The sequence below is a fragment of the Mucilaginibacter sp. JRF genome, from assembly GCF_015223065.1.
Classification (GTDB): domain Bacteria; phylum Bacteroidota; class Bacteroidia; order Sphingobacteriales; family Sphingobacteriaceae; genus Mucilaginibacter.
The window spans coordinates 156134-179044 of sequence record NZ_JADFBY010000003.1 but is presented as its reverse complement, the minus strand read 5'-3'; the positions used below and the strand labels follow the sequence as shown (position 1 = coordinate 179044).

At 45.3% G+C, this 22911-nt stretch carries 18 protein-coding genes, 1 tRNA gene and 1 riboswitch; of the genes, 8 read left to right on the top strand and 11 right to left on the bottom strand.

Annotated elements, in window-relative coordinates; translation table 11 throughout:
* Positions 1–16: 16 nt before the first annotated feature.
* Entirely contained in the window at positions 17–1507 is a 1491-nt protein-coding gene (locus IM792_RS09445; RefSeq protein WP_194101607.1) for a hypothetical protein, read from the bottom strand.
* A gap of 133 nt (positions 1508–1640) precedes the next feature.
* Here IM792_RS09445 and yiaA point away from each other — a divergent pair, with 133 nt between their 5' ends.
* Positions 1641–2108, top strand: coding sequence for an inner membrane protein YiaA (yiaA, locus tag IM792_RS09440; protein WP_194101606.1), 468 nt, complete (start codon positions 1641–1643; stop codon positions 2106–2108).
* A gap of 154 nt (positions 2109–2262) precedes the next feature.
* On the opposite strand, the gene IM792_RS09435 is transcribed toward yiaA, so the two are convergent.
* Positions 2263–2559: a hypothetical protein gene (locus IM792_RS09435; RefSeq protein ID WP_194101605.1), complete on the bottom strand. Its 297-nt coding sequence runs from the start codon at positions 2557–2559 to the stop codon at positions 2263–2265.
* A gap of 54 nt (positions 2560–2613) precedes the next feature.
* Between IM792_RS09435 and IM792_RS09430 the strand changes: the two genes are divergently transcribed.
* Positions 2614–3651 (top strand): hypothetical protein, encoded by a 1038-nt coding sequence (locus IM792_RS09430; protein WP_194101604.1) that lies wholly within the window; start codon positions 2614–2616, stop codon positions 3649–3651.
* Between the two features lie 129 nt (positions 3652–3780).
* On the opposite strand, the gene IM792_RS09425 is transcribed toward IM792_RS09430, so the two are convergent.
* A tRNA-Ser gene (locus tag IM792_RS09425) sits at positions 3781–3868 on the bottom strand.
* A gap of 289 nt (positions 3869–4157) precedes the next feature.
* Between IM792_RS09425 and IM792_RS09420 the strand changes: the two genes are divergently transcribed.
* Entirely contained in the window at positions 4158–5129 is a 972-nt protein-coding gene (locus IM792_RS09420) for a polyprenyl synthetase family protein (RefSeq protein WP_194101603.1), read from the top strand.
* On the top strand, positions 5129–6181 hold the full coding sequence (locus IM792_RS09415) for a TerC/Alx family metal homeostasis membrane protein (protein ID WP_194101602.1): 1053 nt from the start codon (positions 5129–5131) through the stop codon (positions 6179–6181). Before IM792_RS09420 ends, IM792_RS09415 begins: the two co-directional genes overlap by 1 nt.
* A 53-nt stretch (positions 6182–6234) precedes the next feature.
* On the opposite strand, the gene IM792_RS09410 is transcribed toward IM792_RS09415, so the two are convergent.
* A complete protein-coding gene (locus IM792_RS09410) occupies positions 6235–6648 on the bottom strand; it encodes a hypothetical protein (protein WP_194101601.1) in 414 nt (137 codons plus the stop codon).
* A 121-nt stretch (positions 6649–6769) separates the two neighbouring features.
* Here IM792_RS09410 and IM792_RS09405 point away from each other — a divergent pair, with 121 nt between their 5' ends.
* Positions 6770–7867, top strand: coding sequence for a carboxypeptidase-like regulatory domain-containing protein (locus IM792_RS09405; protein WP_194101600.1), 1098 nt, complete (start codon positions 6770–6772; stop codon positions 7865–7867).
* Between the two features lie 80 nt (positions 7868–7947).
* Positions 7948–8166: a hypothetical protein gene (locus tag IM792_RS09400; protein WP_194101599.1), complete on the top strand. Its 219-nt coding sequence runs from the start codon at positions 7948–7950 to the stop codon at positions 8164–8166.
* Between the two features lie 62 nt (positions 8167–8228).
* Here the strand turns inward: IM792_RS09400 and IM792_RS09395 are convergent, their stop codons facing one another.
* The 7 genes from IM792_RS09395 to IM792_RS09365 form a co-directional block, all read right to left on the bottom strand.
* Entirely contained in the window at positions 8229–10562 is a 2334-nt protein-coding gene (locus tag IM792_RS09395; protein ID WP_194101598.1) for a tetratricopeptide repeat protein, read from the bottom strand.
* A 36-nt stretch (positions 10563–10598) separates the two neighbouring features.
* Positions 10599–11942 carry an acetylxylan esterase gene (locus IM792_RS09390; RefSeq protein ID WP_194101597.1) on the bottom strand — a complete coding sequence of 448 codons (1344 nt, stop codon included), beginning with the start codon at positions 11940–11942 and terminating at the stop codon, positions 10599–10601.
* Between the two features lies 1 nt (position 11943).
* Positions 11944–12765 carry a hypothetical protein gene (locus IM792_RS09385; RefSeq protein ID WP_194101596.1) on the bottom strand — a complete coding sequence of 274 codons (822 nt, stop codon included), beginning with the start codon at positions 12763–12765 and terminating at the stop codon, positions 11944–11946.
* Between the two features lie 15 nt (positions 12766–12780).
* The gene (locus tag IM792_RS09380; RefSeq protein ID WP_194101595.1) at positions 12781–13632 is read right to left on the bottom strand and encodes a hypothetical protein; all 852 of its coding nucleotides are present in this window, start codon (positions 13630–13632) and stop codon (positions 12781–12783) included.
* A gap of 14 nt (positions 13633–13646) precedes the next feature.
* The gene (locus IM792_RS09375) at positions 13647–14993 is read right to left on the bottom strand and encodes an acetylxylan esterase (RefSeq protein WP_194101594.1); all 1347 of its coding nucleotides are present in this window, start codon (positions 14991–14993) and stop codon (positions 13647–13649) included.
* Between the two features lie 345 nt (positions 14994–15338).
* On the bottom strand, positions 15339–17651 hold the full coding sequence (metE, locus tag IM792_RS09370; RefSeq protein WP_194101593.1) for a 5-methyltetrahydropteroyltriglutamate--homocysteine S-methyltransferase: 2313 nt from the start codon (positions 17649–17651) through the stop codon (positions 15339–15341).
* Positions 17652–17837: 186 nt separating this feature from the next.
* A riboswitch (cobalamin riboswitch) is annotated at positions 17838–18024 on the bottom strand.
* Positions 18025–18115: 91 nt separating this feature from the next.
* Positions 18116–19663, bottom strand: a complete 1548-nt coding sequence (locus tag IM792_RS09365) for a family 43 glycosylhydrolase (protein ID WP_194101592.1) — start codon at positions 19661–19663, stop codon at positions 18116–18118.
* Between the two features lie 142 nt (positions 19664–19805).
* Here IM792_RS09365 and IM792_RS09360 point away from each other — a divergent pair, with 142 nt between their 5' ends.
* Together IM792_RS09360 and IM792_RS09355 are read left to right on the top strand one after the other, a co-directional pair.
* A complete protein-coding gene (locus IM792_RS09360) occupies positions 19806–21884 on the top strand; it encodes a hypothetical protein (protein ID WP_194101591.1) in 2079 nt (692 codons plus the stop codon).
* A gap of 89 nt (positions 21885–21973) precedes the next feature.
* Entirely contained in the window at positions 21974–22810 is an 837-nt protein-coding gene (locus tag IM792_RS09355; protein ID WP_228085008.1) for a helix-turn-helix domain-containing protein, read from the top strand.
* Positions 22811–22911 lie beyond the last annotated feature (101 nt).

Sequence of the window (22911 nt, the reverse complement as noted above, 5' to 3'; positions counted from 1 at the left end):
AGTTGAGATAATGGTTTTATTTGTTCTGCACAAGCTCCAGCACCACCCTATAAGCACCCTTTTTCTCCCAGCGCGCCATTAGCCAGGCTATAAAGCTTAGGGTGAATATATCGTTATTTTCTGCCTGGGTTGCCATTTCAGTAACTGATCTTTTGTATGCCTCATCAAAAATCACATCGGGTTTTAGCAGGTATTTTTCAACCAGTTTGAGGTATAGTAATACGCGTTCTTCCGAAGTTTTTATCAGGTACTTTTTGTATCTTCTGCGGAAACTGTTTAAGCGCGACATAGCCAGCTCAATGTTGGAGAACTGCGCCTGAACCAGTATTTCCATCAGGTTTTTACGGATGGTCCATAGCATGCCCATCTTTTTTTCGTACCAGGCATCGGTGCGTGTTAACAGGGTTAGTTGTTTCAGGCTTCCGCGATCATTGCACAGGGCTAAAAACATGGCCAGGCATATCCGCAGATCCTCAATATCTTCGGGCTTGGAGGTGTGTTTTGCCTCTGCGAGCGATCGTTGCAACAGCGCAATAGCATCGGTAGCAAAGCCGGTATAAAACAGGTTAAGTCCGGCCAATAACTGATGGCGCAGGTAAAACAAGGTGTAATACCGGCTATTCGTGTTCATCAAGTCTATCATCTCTTTAAGATAAGAGGCGCTTGTAGTAAAATGCTTTTGCCGCAAATGAAAGTTGGCCAAAAGGTACAGGATGGATATATGATAAAACAGATAAGGCTGCTTTTTATGTGCCTGACTTTGTATAAACAGTTTGGTTCGGCTAATATAGCGTGCTATCAATCCATAATTCTGCTGTATGGCGGCGTATTCGTTTGCTATAAAAAGTATTTGATATACGGACTTATAAGTCATCAAGTCCTGCGCAGAAATTTTATACTTGCGTATCGTAGCTATCATCAGGCTCGTCAGGTTAACGATCTTGCCTTTCAGGTGTATCTGCTGCAACTCCTGCCTTAATACGGCATACACCATATTGAGCCTGGCCTCGCGCTGCATGTCTGCCTGGTTTCGCATAAAGCGCGTAGTCAATGCTTCAAAACCTTCCGCTCCCGGCAGGTGGGCATATTGTAGCTTTAATAGTAATAACTCGTTCAGTAAGTTGAACTGCTCCAGGTGCTGCGCCAGCCGTTCGGCCTTATCCAAACATTTGAAGGCTATTTTGGGGACATCGTTCTCTAATAAAAATCGCCCGACCACCACCAGGCGCAGCGCGTCATAAGTTTCGGAGTGGCTGTTCTCAAAGGTTTTTTGTGATAAGAATAGTAGCAAACTATCCTGTAAGCGTTTGCGCAGGGCATGGTAAGCGTCATTATTTTTTTGCGATGTGTAGAGTTTATTTAATGATGCTATATCGTCAGTTTCTATCAAATCAAGTAATTGCAGGTTCTTTACATCGTTCCGTTTGTTTTTTCGCTGTAAATATTGCCTAAAAAGTTGTTTATCGGCAGTGTTAAGCAGGTTTATCAACTCCGAAAGTGAATCCATATCGATAAAATAGTGTATATAAATGTAGTATAATTACCAAATTATATCGTCAGTATTTTGCATAATATGTCTTTTGCAGGTCTGTTTGGTAAGCGACATTTGCTTCCATATTAATCATTAAAACAAAACAAAAATGGAACCGCTACAACACAGAACAGAAGAATTATCATCAACAGTAAAACATGGTAAAGAGGGCAGAAATCCCTTTAAACCTACCGGCGCGTTCATAGGCGCATCGTGGTTTGCCTTATTAGCCGGAATGGTGGGTTATTGCACCGGCTTATGGAATGCGAGCATACAGTTGAACGAAAAAGGATATTATTTCACCATCTTATTATTCGGCCTGTTCGCTGTAATCTCCGTGCAAAAAAGTGTGCGGGACAGGGCCGAAGGACTCATGGTATCTGAACTTTATTACGGCCTGAGCTGGTTTGCCACCATAGCCGCCATGGTGCTGCTAACCATCGGCCTGTGGAATGCCGATATTACACTAAGCGAAAAAGGCTTTTACGCTATGGCATTCTGCCTGAGCATGTTCTCGGCCATTGCCGTACAAAAAAATACCCGCGACGCCAAAATGTTTGAGGATAAAGAACTGTAACGTAGCGGTTACCACCCCGCAGCGCCTTGCCCGCCAAGCCTGCGGGGTTCATTAACCCGCGCTTATAGTTCACGCTCAAGCTAACGATAACTCACCTAAAACCCTTATTACAAATTAAAAGCGCTTGAAAGGGCGCTTTTTTGGTTTGGTCAAATTAAATAGGATCAGAATACACAATCAAAGTTGAACCTGTAGCCATCGCATTATTATAATTATCCCTTGTTTCGTCGTCGTTCACCCTGTCTGGGCTTATCTTTCCAAATTTGGAAAATTCAATTTCGTACAGGCCATAATTTGCGACAGCTTTCTCTGCATCGGTCAGGTCAAGATCTGTGTTGATCGCTGCTTTAAGATATAGTAAGAATGAATGTTTTTCTCCTACGGGGAATTTATACCTGGACAACTTGCCTATACGGCCAGATCCTAAATAGATGTGAATTTCGTGATGCATAAACAAATATAGCAGGTTGAGATAGTCGCACTATATCGGGATGATTGCGATAGCATGGGTTTTGATAAATTTTACTCCTATAATTGCAATACTTTGGCCTTAAACTATAAGGACTATTCATCAACCACAAGCGGGACGCTTGCGGGAGCAGGGAAGCGAAATGAAAAATCAAGTTATTTCAACAGGAACTATAACGGTGTTAATAAATTAATTATTATGGGGGAAATTATTAACAAACAGGGGTTTAGCTTGGTTACCTACGATGGTATTGATTGGCACATATTGATCAATGATAATAATACTTTATCAGCGAAGAATTTTATGCTTGACCACAACATAACAAAAATTCAACTTAATTATACAGCTGGTTTCACAAAAGAAAAAATTGATTTTTTGGAACACTACTCTTTCGTAGATGAAATTACAATAATTCCAGGAGGAGATATCGATATCAGTGGTATACATTTTTTGGATAACCTGAGGAAAATGCGTATCACAAAAAGGGTTATACAGGGTATTCACTTTAATCTATTTCCTCACTTGCAGAGGTGTTCAGTTGAATGGAATACGAAGAACAGAAATTTGGAATCTTGCATTTCGTTAGAAGATCTGACTCTATACGCCTATAAAGCGCACGACTTATCCATGTTGTCAGGTTTAATTAATTTGAAGCGTGTGAAGATAGGGAGTTCGCCAATAAAAGTTATTGATGGTATAGAATCTTTGAAACTTAAATCGCTGTCACTTAACTACAATCGTAAACTTTCTTCATTAAAAGGGATCGAAAATTTATCAAGCACATTAAGTGAACTTAATTTATTAACCTGTAAAGCAATTTCTTCAATTGAGGAAGTTGCTTTATTATCGAATTTAGAGGAATTGGGAGTTAACAATTGTGGCGAAATAGATTCTATAAAAGCTTTAACTAAGTTAAAAAAGCTTAAGCAGTTTACTTTTTGGGAGTCAACCAATATTATAGATGGTGATGTATCACCTTGTATCGGAATCAAGCAGGTAGCATTTCAAAACAGAAGAAATTATAATTATACCAATGAAGAAATTGATAAAATTAACCTCATTAATGGCTTATAGAATTGCCCACGCTCCCGCAAGCGTCCCGCTTGTGGTTATTGCAAATATTAAAGGAATAAATTAATAAGCGAAACGCTTGCAAAAAGATGGCGGATTTCATCCGCCGTAGCCCGCTTCGGCGGGCGGAGGCGGAGAGGGAGGGATTCGAACCCTCGATACGCTTTTGGCGTATACACACTTTCCAGGCGTGCTCTTTCGACCACTCAGACACCTCTCCGTATTTATGCTTGTGGGGCAGCAAAGGTAATACATTAAAATCAGCTTTAAATAAAAAAGCGAAACCGGCCATTACCCCGATTTCGCTACGCTCTCATAAACATAAAAGTAAAACTAATCTAAACTCACCTATTCCACGTTCACTGTATTGTTAGATGCTGCCGGGCGCCGAAAGTTTAATCGCTATCTAAAATTTTTTGTAGCCTTGTGCATATCGCTTTTTTTTAGCTTATGTTTGCCTGCTGTTAGCCTGTTGCTATAAGTATTTATCAATCTGTACCAAAGTTTAAATGCCCGGCATTAACGAAATTAAAAAGCCTATTGCTGCCGATATTGACGCGTTCGAGGCCAAGTTCAAAGCATCTATGCAGAGCTCGGTGCCCTTGCTCGATCGTATAACGCATTATATTGTTAAGCGTAAGGGTAAGCAAATACGGCCAATGTTCGTTTTCTTTTCGGCCAGCATTTGCGGGGGCATCAATGAGGCTACCCACCGGGGGGCCGCGCTGGTTGAGCTGCTGCACACCGCCACGCTGGTGCATGATGATGTGGTTGATAACTCTTACCAGCGCCGCGGCTTTTTCTCCATCAATGCCCTCTGGAAAAATAAGATAGCCGTTTTAGTGGGCGATTACCTGCTCTCAAAAGGCCTGCTGCTATCAATTGATAATGGCGATTTTATGCTGCTCAAAATAGTATCCGAAGCGGTTAAGCAAATGAGCGAGGGTGAGTTGCTGCAAGTTGAAAAGGTACGCCGCATGGATGTTGATGAGCCTGTTTATTACGAGGTTATCCGCCAAAAAACGGCATCGCTTATTGCGGCCTGTTGTGCCTGCGGGGCGGCATCAGCCGGGGCAAGCGACGAGGTGGTGAAAAAGATGCACGACTTTGGCGAGAACATCGGCATCGCTTTCCAGATAAAGGATGATATGTTTGATTTTGGTACCGATGATGTGGGCAAACCGCTGGGTATCGATATCAAGGAGAAAAAGGTTACCCTGCCGTTGATCTATGCGCTTAAAAATGCCGAACCGGGATTAAAAAAGCGCATGATGAGCCTCGTTAAAAATCATAACGATGAGCCTGAAAAGATCATGCAGATCATTAATTTCGTGAAACAAACCGGCGGACTGGAATATGCCGAAACGCAGATGAAAAAGTACCAGGACAGGGCGTTCGATATTCTCCGCACCTTTCCCGAAGGGGATGCCCGCACCGGTTTGGAACAATTAGTGCGTTACACTACCGAAAGAAATAAATAATGGCAAATGAGCTTATTTTTATCATCGGCTTTATAGTTTTTATAGGGCTTATGCTTGCTATTGACCTCGGTATGTTTGCTAAAAGCAACAAACCGGTAAGTGTTAAACAAGCCGCCATCATGAGTGGCGTATGGATAATTTTAGCGTTAACCTTTTACTGGCTCATTACCCAATACGGGCACCTGCTGCACGGCATCGAAAACTTTGCCGACCTGCAAAAAAAGAATATCGAAAGTGCCCACAAGCTAAAACTCAATCCTGCCGACTTTGAGGGTAGTTTGGCCATCTATCAAAAAAATCTCGGGCTCGAATTTATTACCGGTTACGTGGTGGAGTACGCCCTCTCGGTTGATAATATATTTGTGATGGTGCTTATTTTTTCGGCCTTTGGGGTGGAGGAGAAGTATTACCACAAGGTGCTGCTATGGGGCATACTGGGCGCGGTGGCCATGCGTTTCGCGTTCATATTTTTGGGTGCCGCGCTGATCGAGAATTTCCACTGGATATTGTATGTGTTCGGTGCGTTTTTGGTTTACACAGGTATCACCATGTTCATCAACCGTAATCAGGACGAAAAGATAGACCCGCAGAACCACAAGGTTGTAAAGTTCGCCTCAAAGTATTTTGGTATACACCCCAGGTTTGAGGGCGGCCGCTTCTTTGTAAAGCGCGATGGTAAAACCTTGCTTACCCCATTATTTTTAGTATTGTTGATTATTGAGTTTACCGATGTAATATTCGCTGTTGATTCTATCCCGGCTATATTTTCGGTGACTAAAGATCCGTATATCGTGTTCTTCTCCAACATATTCGCCATTTTAGGCTTGCGCTCCATGTTCTTTTTGTTGGTGAATATTATCGAAAAGTTCCATTACCTCAAGGTAGGCTTGGCGGCGCTGCTGGTATTTATCGGCATAAAAATGCTTGTTGGTCATTATTTTGAGGAGTGGGGATTTGATACCATACACTCGCTGTTTGTTATAGTGGGTATACTGGTAATAAGCGTAGTGGCTTCGTTACTATTCCCAAAAAAGCAGGAAGCCTATAAATAACAAATGCCTCCCGGTGTTCAGGAGGCATCTGCAAAAAAAGGAATATATACCGGTTACGGTACCGAATCAATAATTACAACTTTAATGGTTGATGATGCCGGGCGTGGAGGCTCCGGTGCAGTTGAAGCATCTGCATCATAATATTGCGCCACAAGCTGTATACCACCTGTAAAGGTTACGTATGAGTAAGTGATCTGATCGTACAGAAATGGTACTTGCTCATAACCATCGCCTTCACGGTTCATGTAAACCAATACACCACCATTTTCCTGAATATAGCTGTCTATTTCAGGCATATCTAAATTTACGTACCATGTATTACGAGCTTCATCATACTGCCATGATGCTGCTGTTACCGGGAATACTACGGTTTGGTTGGGCTGTATAACCTGGGTTACCTCTTTACGGCATGATGATGCCAGCAAAACAACTCCAAGTAATAGCGCGAGTGTCAAAATTCTTTTCATATTGTAATGTGTTTATATGGGTAAGAACAAATTAAGCCCGAAAGGTTTAACATAATTTTTGGCAAATTTTATTTGTAGTGTTTAAGTGGATGTATATCTTTATAACTAAATAATTAGTTGTATGCGTTTCTGGCTGTTTATCATATTATTTTTTCCGCTGAGTGGTGTCGCCCAAAATAAGATAATTGGTCGCGTGCTTAATGCTCCCGATAACAAGCCGATTGAAAAGGCGACTGTATTATTGAACAACACAACCATTGGCAACGCGAGCGCTGCCGATGGTAAATTTATATTGTATGATGTTAACGGCGGTAAGTACGAAATTGTAGTATCGGCAGTGGGGTATGAAACTTATACGGGTAGCATTTTTATGGAGAATACGGATGTTGATGTAAAGGACATTAAGCTGATATCCAAATCAATTGTACTTAACGAGGTTAATGTAAGGCCCGATGCCGCCTGGTTTGCCAAGTTCGATATCTTTAAAAAGGAATTTTTAGGCTCATCAAAACTGGCCTCAAAATGTAAGATACTCAACCCGGAAATACTCGATCTGGATTATACCAACAATGGCCGGGTACTTAGGGGTACAACGGATGATTTCCTGATCATTGAAAACCCGGAGTTGGGTTATAACATCAAGTATCTGCTAAAGGAATTTATCAGGGATACACGTAATGGTTTGGTGTTTTATGCCGGTTCAACACTATTGCAGGAGATGAAGGGCACAGCCTCGCAAAAACGAAAATGGAAAAAGAACCGCCAAAAAGCTTACGAGGGCTCGCAGGTGCATTTTTTACGATCGGCCATTGGCAACCGTTTGGCCGATGAGCGTTTTGAGGTACTGCGCCTGGTGCGCGATACCTCAAAGGGCAGCGGGTTTTTAAGCCGCACGCAATACCTGGTAAAACAGCCGTTGAACGTAACCGATTACATCAGGCATACTGATGTGCGCACCCTGTTTGCCATGCAATTTAAGGACTGCCTGTACGTGATGTATAAACGCCGCCGCAATTCGGAGTCGGACAGGCTGAGCATGAACCTTAAGGATGCGCCCCGGCACGAGGCATCTGTTATTAATATTATAGGCGACTTTGCCGCTTTTGACTTGAATGGCGTTATTACCGACCCCCACAGCGTTATTAATGAGGGGGCATGGGCCAAGCAACGAATAGCCGAATTATTGCCTGTAAATTATCAGCCGCCTAATGATAATTAAACGGTATGTTTTTATGCTGATTTTGATTTATTTAATTTCTCATTATCAGGGCTTTTGCATATCTTTATATCCTCTAAGTAATGAAACGATTTGTAAAATACTTCTTTTATCTGGCGGTGGCTTTTTTAAGCCTGCTGTTGTGCGTGGTTTTTTACCGCGACCATCCTGATGTTCAGGCAGTATTTTATATACCGGCGGTAAATGTGCTGCTGTATTCGCTCATTGCTGATAACCTTTTCCCCTACAAAAACGTTAGCGACCGCAAGCGCATGATACAGCGCACCCGTCAGGAATTTTAATTAAAAAATCCTTCGTTTTTTTATTGCCCTTTTATTTTCGGATGGTTTTTGCGTCGCGCGAATCAATTGCAGTATTTGCGTATGGCATCGTAAGCTTCTTTCAAGCCCAGCTCGCCCGATTTGCTGAGGTCAAGGCAACCGCTTTCTTTTTCCTTTTGCGATATGCGCGCCAAACCACGCAGATAGTAGGCTTGCTTATCGCGGTCGTTATAGCTTAAGGCGGTGTTATAATCGGTAATGGCATCGGCATAATTACGCAAACGTGCTTTAGCCTCGCCACGACGAATGTAGGCTTGTTTCAGGTTATCCTGCAAGCGTAAGGCCTCGGTATAATCCTGTATAGCCCCGCGCGAATCCTTCAGTGCGAATTTAGCAACGCCCCTTTGTAAATGCGCCGAAGCATTTTGTGAGTTCAGATCAATAGCGGTATTACAATCCTTTACCGCGGCTATCGAGTCGCGCAGGTTTAGGCGTGCCTTTGATCGTTCTATGTAAATGTTCTCGTTTTGTGGTTCAATTTTAAATGCGGTATTAAAATCATCGAAGCAACCGGCGGTATCGGCCAGCAGGCTTTTTACTATGCCGCGCATCATGTAAGCCTTAATATTGCGAGGGGCTTTCTCAATGGCTAAGCTATAATAATCCAATGCGCCCTGATATTCTTTCTGCTCCATTTTGGCACCGCCAAGCAGCAGGTAATTCTCCGGTGCAGGGTTTAGCTGTATGGCATGGTTAAGGTCAACCCATCCGCCTTCGCTGTCACGGTCGCGCAGCTTTTCTAAACCACGGTTACCGTAGGCCTCGGCAAAATTACTATCAAGCGCAATGGCTCTGTCAAAATCAAGGAATGCCACACGTGAGCCATCCAGATGGCTGCGGGTAATACCACGTTGCAGGTAAAAGAATTTGTTTTTTGGATTAATAGCCAAGCCTGCATTGTACAGTTTAATGGCACCGTTATAATCGCTCAGCTTATCTTTAGCGATGCCGAGGTTCAGTATGGCCGGCTCATTTTTAGGGTTAAGCTCAAGCGCCTTTTCATAATCGAGCATGGCCGCTTTGTTATTGCCTGCACCGGCCTTGGCATCGCCACGCTTGGTATAAATATCGGTACGGCCGGGGTTAATGGCCAGCACCTTGTCGTAATCCTTTATGGCTTCAGCATACTGGCCCATATCGGCTTTAAGGTCGGCGCGGGTATTGTATGCGGTTTCGCTTTGCGGGTTAAGTTCAAGTGCTTTTTTAATATCCTCTAAAGCGGCCGTAGTATCCTGCATGTAATACTTAGCCTTGCCGCGCAGCGCGAAAAGGTTATCATTTTTCGGGCTGAATATTAGTCCGCTATCGGCATCCATCACAGCGGCCTCATAACGCTGACTATCCACATGCAGGTAAGCACGATTCAAATAAGCATCGGCATATTTGGGGTTAAGGCGGATAGCACGGTTAATATCTTCCATTGCCGAATCAGCCTCGCTCATGTTTTTATAAGCTATACCACGATACAAGTACAACTCGGCATTAACCGGGTTAAGCTCAATGGCCTTGGTATAATCGGCAATAGCGCCTTTATTGTCTGATGTATTGCTGCGGGCATTGCCCAGGTAATGATACAGGTCGGTAAGCTTTGGGTTAAGCTTAATGGCCATGTTGTAATCATCAATAGCACCCTTATTGTCGTTAATATTGCTTTTAGCGTTACCACGATAATAAAAAGCTTCGGAGTTGCGAGGGTTAAGTTGCAGGGCCTTATCAAAATCAGCTATCGCTCCCTTAAAATCGGCCAGGTTGCTCTTTGAATTGGCACGATAGTAATACACATCGGCATTACGGGGATTCAATTTGATGGATTGCGTATAATCAGCCACGGCACCATTAAAATCACGAATGTTGGCACGGGCTACGCCACGATACTCAAAAAGCTCGTACTTTTTAGGGTTAAGGCCGATGGCTCTTGTAAAATCAGTAATAGCGCCGTTATTGTCGCCCACGTTCAGTTTGGCATTGGCGCGGTAGTGAAAAATATCGGCATTGCGGCTGTTTTGCAGCACGGCCCTGTCAAAATCGGCAATGGCATCCTTATATTGTTTAAGGTTGCTTTTGGCGTTGGCCCGGTAAAAGTAAGCGTTCGGGTAATCGGCCTTTAGTTCTATAACGGCTGTAAAATCATCTATCGCGCCCTTAAAGTTTTGCATGTTGCCGTTGGCGTTGCCACGGTAAAAATAGGCGGTAATGTTTTTAGGATTAGCCTCAATAGCCTTGGTAAATTCATCAACCGCGCCCTGCTGGTTACCGGCATTGGCCTTGGCATTGCCACGCTGCACATAAGCCTCGCTTGTTTGAGCGAACGCGAACGGGGCATACACGAACATTAACAGCAATAAAAAGTATCTCATATATAATGCAAAACCTGTTTAGGTGATACAATAGTCTTAAAAAATTCCGAATTCATCCATCATCCAGCTACTTAAATAAGTAAATAGGGATGGGGGTACCTCATGCGCCAGCTCAGGATAAACAAACACTTTAGGGTTCGATTTTATATTGTTGAGCATGGTGTATTCATTGTATGGCGGTGCCAGGTTATCCAGCAAACTCACCCCGATCAGCGCCTTGCAATCCAGCTTTCCCGAAAAATTCTTCAGGTCATAATAATCCAGATTATCCAGCAGCTTATTCATGGGTATGTATTTGTTTTTGCTGTAGGTAACAATGGCGCTCATTGGCCAATCGGGATTACCTTGTAAAGCCCTGAAATCGCAAAAAACCGGGTTATTGGCCGAGCATAACTTAACCCGTTTATCCAAACTACAGGTAACTATGCTCAAATACCCACCCATACTACCGCCCGAGCAGATGATGTTGGTTGAGTCCAGCTCAGGCCTTGAGCATATAAAATCAACCGCGCGTATGCAATCCATAATGGCGCCGCGGTATATGTATTTCTTTTTGTTCTCGATGTCAGTTGTCAGGTAGCCATCCTTGGTAGGGTGTACAATATCCCTGCTATTGCCCTGCCCGCGTACGTTGAAAGAGAGTATAGCCAGTTCAGAATTACCGAAGATGGGCTTAACACCAATACCGCCATAGCCCGGTAATACCAGCCACACCGGTAGTTTTTTACCGGGTTTAAGGTTTTTAGGCATGGTTAACCAGCCACGCACCTTCAGGTTGCCTAATGATTGCGCCTCAACCAAATAAACATTGGTACCGCCCTGTGCCATGGCAGGCTGCTCGGTTATTTTAAAGTTGGGCTTAACGGCATTCAGTTCCGCCCTCGCATCCGACCAAAAATCGTCAAAATCAACGGGGCGTTGTGCTGTCGATTTTATTTGTTTGGCGTTAAAGCCAAAAACACGGCGCAGGGTATCATCATACTCGGTAACATTGATCATGAACGCTACCTTGTAAAAGCCCGGATCTTTTTGCTGTGGCAGCGTAAATGAATACTTGCCGTTGCCATGCTTGCCAATTTTAACCGGCATTGATTTGGAGCCGAGCTCCTTATCCTTCAAATCGGTGATCAGGTAGCTTACTGTGCCCTCCTGTACTACATTGTATGAGTTATGGATCTTTAGCTCGTACTCAATTTTGTCGCCGGGCTGAAAAAGGCCTTCTTTCTTTTTAGGTAATGCCTCAAAGGTGAACTCGCCCTCTTGTTCGGGGCCTTCCTGTTCTTCGTCATGCTGTTGCTGCAAAAAACTGTTTACAGCGCAAAAGGCCTGTGTTGCCACAAGCATTAAAACGGCGGTAAAAAGTATTTTGAGTTTGTGCATGTTAAAACTTAGTAATTACTGATAACGAAAACGTAGTGCCCTTACCGGTTGAACGGCCAAGCAAAAACTGATTAACGCCCGCAAAGAACGATAATTTAGGGTTAACGATATAGGCATAGCTGAACGAACCTTGCGTGTACGAAAAATCTTTGTTCAGCACCAGGTTTTGATCCAGTGTTTTGTTGATACTGGTTGAGTAATTACCCGATACGCCTACCGCTACCTGGTTATGTTTATCAAAATTAAGGCCGAAAGCACCGGTGTAGCGTACCTGGAATGGGCCGGCGTTTTGAAAATACTGGCGACCGCCCACCTCGGCATTGATATAATAATTCTTTGAGCCGATCTTCCCGCTGCCCGAACCTATGGCCCTAACCTCGGCACCGCCTGATGAAAAGCCCAGCCCGGTGCTGCTATAAAGCGGCGCTATGGCCATGCCCTGTATAGCGAAGTAATATTTAAAGTTGATGTTGGTAAGATAGTAACGAACGCCAAACTCCATATCGCCCAGGCCTTGCGATGTTACCGAGGGCATATCCTGCTGCTTAAATTCGTTGATGATGTAGGGTAACGATACCACACCGGTAAGCCTGCGGCTGATGCCATACTCGCCGTAAAGTGATAACGAGCGCGACTCGAAATATCCGCCCTGATCATAGCTGCCCAGCTTGCCGCTCTTATCCCACAGTTGCGATGCCCTGAAATAACTTGCCGTTACCGATACCAGGTAGTTACCCTTTTTTACCGGCCAGCCACCGGCCAGCACTGTGCCGGGTAATGCTGCTACTATAAATGCTATGGCTATTTTGTAAAGTATCTTCATGTTATATGTAAAATGTTATCGTAAATAGTTTGCGTGGTGTTTACCGTAGTAAGGCAACTTCATTGAGGCGGCCAAGGCAGCGCCGTAACCCTGCCCGGTGTTGCGGCCGGTTACTATATAAAAGCCACTTAAATTCATGGTGAAGCGTTTTGAGAACGAATGGCCATAACCCGCTGTAACCCGCTGGTAAGCGTAATTGCGAGCGGCAAATGCGTTAAGGGTAAGCCCCTTATCATCGCTTTGCGAGTAGATGCCGCCGTAACCAAAGTTCAGCTGGTTTACATCATCAAGTTTAAAACCCAGCAGGCCATCCCAGGTTAACTGGCGCGGGGCATTGTTGCCAAAGTATTGCCCGCCACCCAAATCAACATTGTAATAAGTTTTTTTACCCAATGGCCCCGAGTTTGATAGTTTGGCTATCATGCCGGTATTTCCTAAGCCAAAGGTTTTTACATCAGAGTTTTTATATAAAGGAGCCACGCCGCCCACATACAAAGTAATGTAGTTGGCATAATTAAAATGCTTAAGCACACCGCTCAAACCCAGTTGCAAGTCGCCGGCGCCACTTTGATGAAAGGTGCCGTATTGGTTGGTGGTGGTTTGGTACGATGCAGGCAGGGTGACTATCAGATCCAATCCCCGGTTAAGGCCGTAAGCGGCATACACACCCAATGATTGCGCCTGAAAGCTGCCATCAATATTTTCAAGCTTACCCGCGTTGTTCCAGCCCTTATCAGCCTTGTAGAACGATATTGTGGTTGATATTACGTAATGCCTTTTGCCCACCGGCCAGCCCGCCCTCGCCGGGATGGCCTGCACCAGTGTTACAAGCAACGCGCTTAAAAGTATGTGTATATTAACTCTCATTTATGGTTCAGGTGTTATGGCAGTAAAAAATATTCGCGCAGCCATTGGTATTGAAAACGGTAGTAATTACCGTCAACCTCGTGGCCTTTGTCGGGGGTTATCCAAAGCTCCTTTTTTTGTGTGCCCAGCTTGTTGTACATGGCAATACTGCAACTTGGCGGACAAAGCTCATCCAGCAAACCAATACCCATCAGCACCGGGCAACGCACCATCGGCGCAAAGTTCAGCGGATCAAAATAATCCCAGGTTTTGAATAGCCGCTGCTCGGTAAAACCTGTTTTTTGGCCTACATAATTATTCATGAACCAAACCGGGGTTTGCACGTTAGGATGCATGGTTTTTGATATGCGCACCGCGTTATGTATATCGCTATACAGTGGCACTTCGGTAGTAACCAGCTTTATACGTTTATCTAAAGCGGCTGTAACTACAGCTAAAGCGCCGCCCTGGCTACCACCGTCAATAGAGATGCGCGAGGTATCCAAACCCATATCAGCATGCGATGCAATGAAGTCGACACCACGCAGGCAATCCATATATACCGCGCGGTATACGTAGCTGTTACGATCGCCAATGTTGTACAGGTTGTATTGTATGCCCTTGGTGTTAATGGCATCCTTGCTGTTGCCGTTGCCGCGCACGTTTATTGAGAATACAGCAAAGTCATCCTCCATCATGCTTGGCTCCATAGTTACCAGGTAACCCGGCACACGGTAGCGTACAGGCAATTTTTTAGGGCGATTTTTAGGCATGGTAAGCCAGCCGCGTATCAGCGCGTTGTTCCACGATCGCATTTCAACCAGGTACACGGTGATCTTCGGGGTCGATAGATCCTTACGCTCCAATACACGATATTTTGGGACGATCTTGCTCAGCGAATCGCGGGTTTTTTGCCAGAATGATACAAAATCAGCAGGGCGGTTATTCTCCGTTACTATCTGATCGGGCTTTACACCGAATACCCGGCGCACGGTATCATCATAAAACGAAAGATTGAAACGGAAGCTCAGCTCGTAAAAGCCGGGTGTTTTGGCGGGAATATTAAAGCTGAGTTTTTTGCTGCCACCGGCGCCTATTTTTACTTTAACAGAATCGGTAAAAACATGCTTGCCATAATCGGTTTTAAGCTCGTAGCTTACCTGGCCTTCCTGTACTTGTTTGTAGGTGCTTTTTACTTTTATATCGTAGGCTATTTCAGCCGGATCATTGAATACCGCGGTTTTTATCTTAGGCTTGATATCCAAAAATACTTCGCCTTCTTCCTCGCCTGATTCTTCGTGCCCATCGGTTTGGCAAAATGCCTGCGCAGGTATGGTCGCGCTGATGCACAAAGCAAAAATAAAAGCTAAAAATTTATTCATTTCAGGCTCAGATATTCAATAGTTGTAATTCGTTATTAGAGTGCGCAATTATCAGCTAAGTATATTTTTACCCAAAACAGGGAAAAAATTACACAGTACCCCATATTGTAGAGCCACAACAAAGGCTTATAAATGTTACTCTGCCTGCTAAAACAGGTTCGCAATCACCTTTTATGTGCGCTTTAAATATTAAGTATTAATTAACCGCTATTTGCGTTGATTGGTAAAATGCAAATTCAGTACCATTAATGCCCATAATTTGTACCTATAACTGTGAAATACCTGCGGATAATGGGCTATAAAGAAAAAACGGTGCGAGAAAATTTCCCGCACCGTGTATGTAATTTAAGCTATTGTTTCGGCATTAACCTTTTGCCGGGCTTCCTGAGCGGAGGCTACCATGTTTTGCAGGGCCGTTTTGGTTTCGGGCCATTTGCGGGTTTTCAGGCCGCAATCGGGGTTAACCCAAAGGTTTCGTGCGGGTAACAGCTCGGCGGCTTTTTCAAGCAGGGCAACCATTTCGGCCGTGGTAGGTACACGTGGCGAATGTATATCGTATACACCAGGGCCTATCTCATTAGGGTACTTAAAGTTGGCGAATGCTTCCAACAGTTCCATTTGCGAGCGTGAGGTTTCAATGGTGATCACATCGGCATCCATAGCGGCAATGTGTTCAATAATATCATTAAATTCGCTATAGCACATGTGGGTATGTATCTGCGTTTCATCGGCCACACCACTTGCCGATATACGGAATGCCTTAACCGCCCAATCAAGGTAAGCGGCGCGGTTGGCTTTGCGCAGCGGTAAACCCTCGCGTATGGCCGGTTCATCAATTTGTATTATGCCGATACCGTTTTGCTCCAATGCTACCACCTCATCGCGTATAGCCAGGGCTATCTGGTTGGTAGTAACCTCACGCGGCTGATCATCACGCACAAACGACCATTGCAGTATCGTCACCGGGCCGGTGAGCATGCCTTTCATTAGCTTATCAGTTTGCGCGGCGGCAAAGCTGCTCCACCTAACCGTCATATCCACCGGGCGACTAACATCGCCATAAATTACCGGGGGCTTAACGCAGCGGCTGCCATAGCTTTGTACCCAACCGTTTTTGGTAAAGGCAAAGCCATCTAACTGCTCGCCGAAGTATTCCACCATGTCGTTACGCTCAAACTCGCCGTGTACCAGTACATCAATGCCAATTTCTTCCTGCCAGCGTATGGCATCAATAGTGGCTTTTTCAATGGCTTGCTCATATTCGGTATGGCTTAGTTCGCGTTTTTTAAATTTAGCACGCAGCTGGCGTATGTCTTCGGTTTGCGGGAACGAGCCTATGGTAGTTGTAGGGAAGGCGGGTAGTTTAAAACGCTGATGCTGTAATTGCTGACGGGTGGTAAATTCGCTTACGCGCTTATCGTCGGCATCGCTTAGCCCGGCAATACGTTGTTTTACGACAGGCTTGTGTACACGTGTTGATGAACGCCGCGCCTCGATAGATTGTTGGTTGGCTTGCAGATATTGCTGATCATCGTTACCGGTAGCTATGGCTTTAAGTTCTTTGATCTCGTTCAGTTTCTGCCCGGCAAAACTCATCCAGTTTTTAAGACCGTAATCAAGTTCTGTTTCCAGGTCGAGATCAACCGGGGAATGCAGCAGTGAGCACGATGGCGTTATAATAATACGCTCGGCACCGATAGCCGCTGTAGCCTTCTCTATCAGTTCCAACGAAGTTTTGTAATCATTTTTCCAGATGTTGCGACCATCAACCACACCCAGCGATAGTTTTAGGCGTTCGGGCAGTTGCGCTAATACGGCATCCAGCTGTTGCGGCGCGCGTACCAGATCAACGTGGAGGGCGGCTACCGGCAGGTTTACCGCCAGCGAAGTATTATCAAGCAAGGCATCAAAGTAAGTTGCTACCAGTATGTTTACCCCGCTAACGCGATTGCTTATCCATTTATAGGCATACTCAATGGCTTCCTTTTCTTTTACCGACAGATCAAGCGCCAGTACCGGCTCATCTATCTGTACCCACTCCGCACCCTGTTGCTTAAGGCGGTTAATAATGTCAACATATACAGGCGCCAGTTTTTTAATGAGGTCGATACGTTCAAAACGGCTGCCTTTTTCCTTGCCTAACAACAGGTAAGTTACGGGGCCTATCAATACGGGCTTGGCCTTGCTGCCCAAAAACTGGCGGGCTTGCTGATACTCGGCAAACAGTTTTTCAGAAAATATACGAAACTCCTGTGCCTGTGTAAACTCCGGTACCAGGTAATGATAATTGGTATCAAACCACTTGGTCATTTCAAGGGCGGTAATATCCAGCCCGTTTTGCTGGTAACCACGAGCCATGGCAAAGTACAGGTCGGTTTCGGTATTGGTTTTAACCTCGGTAAGTACAGGGGCAAAGCGCTCGGGTATTGCGCCCAAAAGCAGGCTCATATCCAGTACCTGATCGTACAAACTAAAATCGTTACAAGGTACCAGGTCGATACCGGCATCCAGCTGGGTTTGCCAGTTATCCTCTCGGATAGTTTTCGCGGCCTGGTTCAATTCATTCAGGTCGATTTTGCCGGCCCAGTAATTCTCACAGGCTTTTTTGAGTTGACGGCGGCTACCAATTCGCGGGTAGCCAAGATTTTGCGTTAGCATGTCTTTTAAAAAATTAATTAAATAAATCTGTTAAAAGCGCTTTAGCCCAGCTTCGCAAAGCGATCACGATAAGAAAAAAAAGGAAATGAGATATGGGCACGACAGTACAGGGCGAGCCAAACCAATACAGGCGGGCTGTTTACATGTACATCAATACCTGATCAAATTGCTTCAAATCGCGAAAGCATTGTCAATTCGGTAACAGGCAGGTCTCCTGGCTTGTAACATTTTTGCCGCCCTTCCCGCCTTTATGGCAGTGGGCATAGTATGGCAAAAACCTTTGAACGTTACTTACAGTTGCGCGACAGCCCGTGATTTTCACACGGTTCCCTATTAATTTAGCATTTGTAAAACCCGTACCGGTTTGATGAAGATAAGTAAAGAACTTGCAGCGGCTAAAGTAAGCAATATAAGTTTAAGTTGCCCTACGCATCAGCAGCAATAGCCCGATAAGGCAAAATGTATTAGCGTGAGCCTGCTTTTACAAATGCCTCAAACTTGAGGGTATGGCTATCATCAGTAAAGGATTTGCCGCCATCAGTGCTGATGGCCGGGTTGGCACCGGGCAGGTTAACCATGTCGCCCAATGCTACTCCATAACAACCCGTTGTTGCGGCCGAGCTTAACACAATAACCAGCTTTGAATTCCTGGCAACCTTAATATTGGGATTTACAACGATCCGTTTAGCCGACCAGCCAATGTCGCCATCTTTTAGTGCTTTGGTAAATAATGCATCTCCGCTTGGATGGCCATCTTTATCCGCTTTGTAAACAGATAAATTCAGGTCAGCATCAGGATTGTTGTTTTTAAAGGCAATTACCGTTAGGCGTGTTAATGTGCCAGCCCAATATGCTTTGAATCTCTGAGCGCGTTGCTTTACGCCTGCTATATCACAAGTCAGGCTATAACTCTCGCTACCCGATCTGCTACCACGAACAATCAGCTTGCCCTTGCCGTTTACCGGTCTTGGGTACGCGTAAGTTTCCAGGCAATTTAGTGGCTTAATAGCGCCATCATCGGTAAAGCTTAGGGGTGCCCAGTAGTAATTGGCAAGCGCCTCGTTTTTGGCGGCATTGTTCCACAGGTCGCTGCCATACAGGTAAACCGTTTCGGAATTTATTTTGATGGTTGATACAAATGATGGCTGCCCGCCGCATGAATTATCGCTGATCTTGATCCCCTCAGACCAAGGCCCCAGCGGAGATTTTGCCGTTTTATATGAAGTACCCGTGCCCGAGCAATAGCCACAATTCGGGTCGGAGTATACTATGTAGTAAGTGCCCTTGCGTTTAAACATGCCCGGGGCTTCGGTGCGACCTTTGGTAACGGCCTTTATGTGTTCGCCGGTACCGGTCAGGTAATCATCGCTCAGCTTTTCTATCACAATGGTGCCATCGGTACGCCAGTCGGTGTAGGCAAGGTAGGCGGTGCCGTCGTCATCAATAAAAGTATCATGGTCGCCATTGTTTAAGCCGGCGGCAGGCATGGTGCTGTTAACGGCCAGTTTAGGCTCGGCTACTTCGGTGAAAGGGCCCACCGGGGTTTTGCTGGTAAATACACGGTAGCCAACCACGTTATCATAAACGTTTATCCACAATACGTATAATTTGGTACGCTTGTTATAAACCACATGCGGCCTGAAACAGCCATATGTTTTACCATCGCAGCGCGATTGCCATACCTCGGTTTTGGCATTGAATAAATAACCACGGTCGGTCCAGTTATTCATATCGGTTGATGAGTATACCTTGAAGCCGCAAAATGGCGCGCCCTTGTTGCCCCATTGAAAGCCGCAATCGTAACTGGTGCCGTACAGGAAATACTGCCCGTCAAAATAAGCTATTTCTCCATCGTGCGCGTCAACGGCATCGCCGGTGGTACTGAAACGGATAAGCTGGCGACCCTTGCTGTCAAAATTCTTTATTATTTGCGCGGAGGCCGGTTTAATTATCACTGTTAATATAAAAATGGCGAACAGTAATTTTAAAAGTGAGATGGTTTTGTTTGGCATAATTGATGGTTTTGGCGATGGCTTGGTTTGCTAAAAGCAATTATAACACTTTTATTACTGATTTATGCCTGAACTAAAAGGTATTATGGTTTGGTGGTTTTGCCCGAAAAATTATATCTTGCTGCCAACCAATTGAAAAACTATGCGAAAAGCTATCCTCCTTGTGTTGTGGCTGTGTCCACTATTGCTTAATGCTCAAACTGCTGTAAATTTTTCCGGATTCAATAAATCAGGGCCGGTAAAGGCTGTGGTGAATAATCAGGTGTTAACGGTTAACTGGCCTGTTGGTGGTAACGAAAAAGGTCAGCTACTGATCGATCTGCGCCAGGGCTCACCATTACTTAAAAGTTTGCAGGTAAGCCAAAACAAAGTTTACAAGGAGGTAGGCAGCGCGCTCGATCCGGCATTTGTACTCACCGTAGGCAAACGCGACCTGATATCACAAAACGGCTGGAACATATTTTTTGATAAGGTGCCGCAAAAGCCGCATCAATCATACCCCGTAAAGTTTGAAAAGAGCAGCAGCAGTGTACGCACCGCGGGTTCACGTACGGTGATCAGGCTGGGTAAGGTGAGCGCCGCGTCATTTAACGGCGCGTTAGAGATAACCCTTTATAATGGCTCGCCACTGATAAACGTAGCCGCGGTTATTTCAACACCGGTAGATTCGACCGCTATATTGTATGATGCCGGTTTGGTTAGTAAAACCCCGTCATGGAAAGGCATGGCATGGTCATCAACTGATGATAAATTGCAAACGGCCAACGTTGCTGCGGGTGATGCCAGCCAAAACCTCGCTGTAAAATATCGCACCATAATAGGGGAGGGCAAGGCCGGTAACCTGGCTGTTTTCCCGGCACCGCACCAATATTTTTATCCGCTGGATGAAGCCTTTAACCTTAAGTTTGTTTGGTATGGCAACAATTACCGCGATATGCTGCCCGGCTACGGCCTCGGTATAAGGCAGGAGCTGGAGGGCGATAAACGCTTTGTGCCCTGGTTTAATGCGCCGCCTAATACGCAGCAACGCCTAAACTTCTTCTGTCTGCTAAGTGCAGGCTCTCCGCAGGATGCCTTAACGGCGGTTAAAAAATTCACCCATAATGATGTTTACCCAAAATTGCCGGGCTATAAAACGCTGTCGAGCCATTTCCATAACGAGTATGTGATGGGCGTTATCCGCAAGGGTAAGCCGGTGCCCGATAGCCCTAACTTTGTTAAGGTGTTCCGCAAAACAGGTATCGATATTATCCATTTGGGTGAGTTCCATTACACGGCACACCCCAAAGGCCCGGATAGTTTACGCTTGCCCGAGCTGAAGGCCCTGCATGATATGTGCGCCCGTTTTTCGGACAGTAAATTCCTGCTGCTGCCCGGCGAGGAACCTAACGAGTTTTTGGGCGGCCACTGGTTGTCGTTCTTCCCTAAGCCGGTGTATTGGGTAATGTCGCGCAAGGCCAATGAGCCATTTGTGAGCGAGGTGCCCGGCTATGGCAAGGTGTATCATATAGGTGATAAGGATGATATGCTGAAGCTGATGGAAGCCGAGAACGGACTGATGTGGACAGCACACCCGCGCACCAAAGGTTCAACCGGATACCCGGATAAGTACAAGGATGAAAAATTCTTCCTGTCTGATCATTTTATGGGCGGTGCCTGGAAGCATATACCGGCCGATCTGTCGCAGCCACGCATAGGCCAGCGGGTGTTTGAACTGCTGGATGATATGAACAACTGGGGACTGAAAAAACACATCATTGCCGAAGCCGATCTGTTTACCGTAGAGCCGGAAAACGAGATGTATGCCCACCTCAACGTAAACTACCTGAAAATGGATAAGCTGCCCGATTATAAGCAAGGCTGGCAGCCGGTACTTGATGATATTAAGCAGGGCAAGTTCTTTACTTCAACAGGCGAGATCATGTTGCCGGTGTTTAACATCAACGGCAAACAATCGGGCGAAACCTTAACCTTGCCAGCCAATGGTAAAGTAGTAGTAAACGCGCAGGTGAACTGGACATTCCCGCTCAGCTTTGCCGAAGTTATATCGGGCGATGGCAGCAAGGTATACCGCCACCGTATAGAATTGAACAGCACTCAGGCCTTCGGCAACAAAACATTTAGCTGGCCGGTTGACCTTAAAGGTCGCAAATGGGTAAGGCTTGAAGTGTGGGATGCCGCCGTTAACGGTGCCTTTACGCAAACCATCTATTTGCAATAAAGTACACTTTTTTACAAAAAACTATTTGAAGTAAGCATAGGTTAATGATATTTGCAGGTGCCCGCCGGGCATCTGCAAATAAACCAATTATGCACAACTTACCAGGCATTCCTTTACATACGCTGCCGTCTATCCAATTTATGGCGACGGATACAAGCACTGCTTTTGGTGAGCATAGCCCCGACCATCGTATTGATTTTTATGCCATGGTTTGGTTTCAGGAGGATGCCGGTACCCATTATATAGATTTTAAGCCCTATCCCATAAAAAAGGATATGGTGTATATGATAGGGCGCAACCAGGTACATTCCATACCCTCGTTAGAGTTACCCAGGGCTAAGAATATCGTTTTCTCGGCGGAGTTTCTGCATCGTATTGAGGAGCCTTATTTGCGGCAGCTGTTTCTGCCTTTTAATGATAATGGCATACAGATACCGCCTGATATGTTGGATGCCTTTAGCCAGCTGTTCAATTTGATATTGCTGGAATATCGCGGCGAAGCCGATAGCAACCTGCTGTTAACTTATACTACCGCGCTGTTTACCCACCTGTATCGTTTTACCCAAAACGCCCCGGCGCTCACTGCCGAGGATGATGCCCGCATGATCAAATTGGTGCAATTAATTGAGGAACATTACCGTGAAAACAAGCCTGCCGATTTTTACGCCGATAAGTTAGGCCTCACCGCTAAACGGGTGAACGAGATACTGCGCTTTCGTGCCGGGCTCACCATTAACCGCCTGCGCGACCAAATGCTGCTGATAGAGGCCAAGCGCGAGTTGTTCCATCGCCAGCACTCTATAAAGGAGATAGCTTACAACCTCGGTTTTTCTGATCAATCATACTTCGCGCGTTTCTTCAAGAAACATACCGGCATCAGTCCCGATCAATTCAGGGAAAAAGATAGCCTGGAATTCATAAAGTAGAATCACCCCCGTTTCATGTTCAAATAGTGCTGATCATCTTCCTGATTGTGCGGCACTTTCAGCCTTTATTAGCGCAACTTTGTAAACGCATTTAAGTTGTT

What these genes read in the sequence shown, in the direction of transcription:
- IM792_RS09445 (WP_194101607.1), bottom strand. Translation starts at nt 1,507, where the DNA reads ATGGATTCACTTTCGGAGTTGATAAACCTGCTTAACACTGCCGATAAA.
- yiaA (WP_194101606.1), top strand. Translation starts at nt 1,641, where the DNA reads ATGGAACCGCTACAACACAGAACAGAAGAATTATCATCAACAGTAAAA.
- IM792_RS09435 (WP_194101605.1), bottom strand. Translation starts at nt 2,559, where the DNA reads ATGCATCACGAAATTCACATCTATTTAGGATCTGGCCGTATAGGCAAG.
- IM792_RS09430 (WP_194101604.1), top strand. Translation starts at nt 2,614, where the DNA reads ATGGGTTTTGATAAATTTTACTCCTATAATTGCAATACTTTGGCCTTA.
- IM792_RS09420 (WP_194101603.1), top strand. Translation starts at nt 4,158, where the DNA reads ATGCCCGGCATTAACGAAATTAAAAAGCCTATTGCTGCCGATATTGAC.
- IM792_RS09415 (WP_194101602.1), top strand. Translation starts at nt 5,129, where the DNA reads ATGGCAAATGAGCTTATTTTTATCATCGGCTTTATAGTTTTTATAGGG.
- IM792_RS09410 (WP_194101601.1), bottom strand. Translation starts at nt 6,648, where the DNA reads ATGAAAAGAATTTTGACACTCGCGCTATTACTTGGAGTTGTTTTGCTG.
- IM792_RS09405 (WP_194101600.1), top strand. Translation starts at nt 6,770, where the DNA reads ATGCGTTTCTGGCTGTTTATCATATTATTTTTTCCGCTGAGTGGTGTC.
- IM792_RS09400 (WP_194101599.1), top strand. Translation starts at nt 7,948, where the DNA reads ATGAAACGATTTGTAAAATACTTCTTTTATCTGGCGGTGGCTTTTTTA.
- IM792_RS09395 (WP_194101598.1), bottom strand. Translation starts at nt 10,562, where the DNA reads ATGAGATACTTTTTATTGCTGTTAATGTTCGTGTATGCCCCGTTCGCG.
- IM792_RS09390 (WP_194101597.1), bottom strand. Translation starts at nt 11,942, where the DNA reads ATGCACAAACTCAAAATACTTTTTACCGCCGTTTTAATGCTTGTGGCA.
- IM792_RS09385 (WP_194101596.1), bottom strand. Translation starts at nt 12,765, where the DNA reads ATGAAGATACTTTACAAAATAGCCATAGCATTTATAGTAGCAGCATTA.
- IM792_RS09380 (WP_194101595.1), bottom strand. Translation starts at nt 13,632, where the DNA reads ATGAGAGTTAATATACACATACTTTTAAGCGCGTTGCTTGTAACACTG.
- IM792_RS09375 (WP_194101594.1), bottom strand. Translation starts at nt 14,993, where the DNA reads ATGAATAAATTTTTAGCTTTTATTTTTGCTTTGTGCATCAGCGCGACC.
- metE (WP_194101593.1), bottom strand. Translation starts at nt 17,651, where the DNA reads ATGCTAACGCAAAATCTTGGCTACCCGCGAATTGGTAGCCGCCGTCAA.
- IM792_RS09365 (WP_194101592.1), bottom strand. Translation starts at nt 19,663, where the DNA reads ATGCCAAACAAAACCATCTCACTTTTAAAATTACTGTTCGCCATTTTT.
- IM792_RS09360 (WP_194101591.1), top strand. Translation starts at nt 19,806, where the DNA reads ATGCGAAAAGCTATCCTCCTTGTGTTGTGGCTGTGTCCACTATTGCTT.
- IM792_RS09355 (WP_228085008.1), top strand. Translation starts at nt 21,974, where the DNA reads ATGCACAACTTACCAGGCATTCCTTTACATACGCTGCCGTCTATCCAA.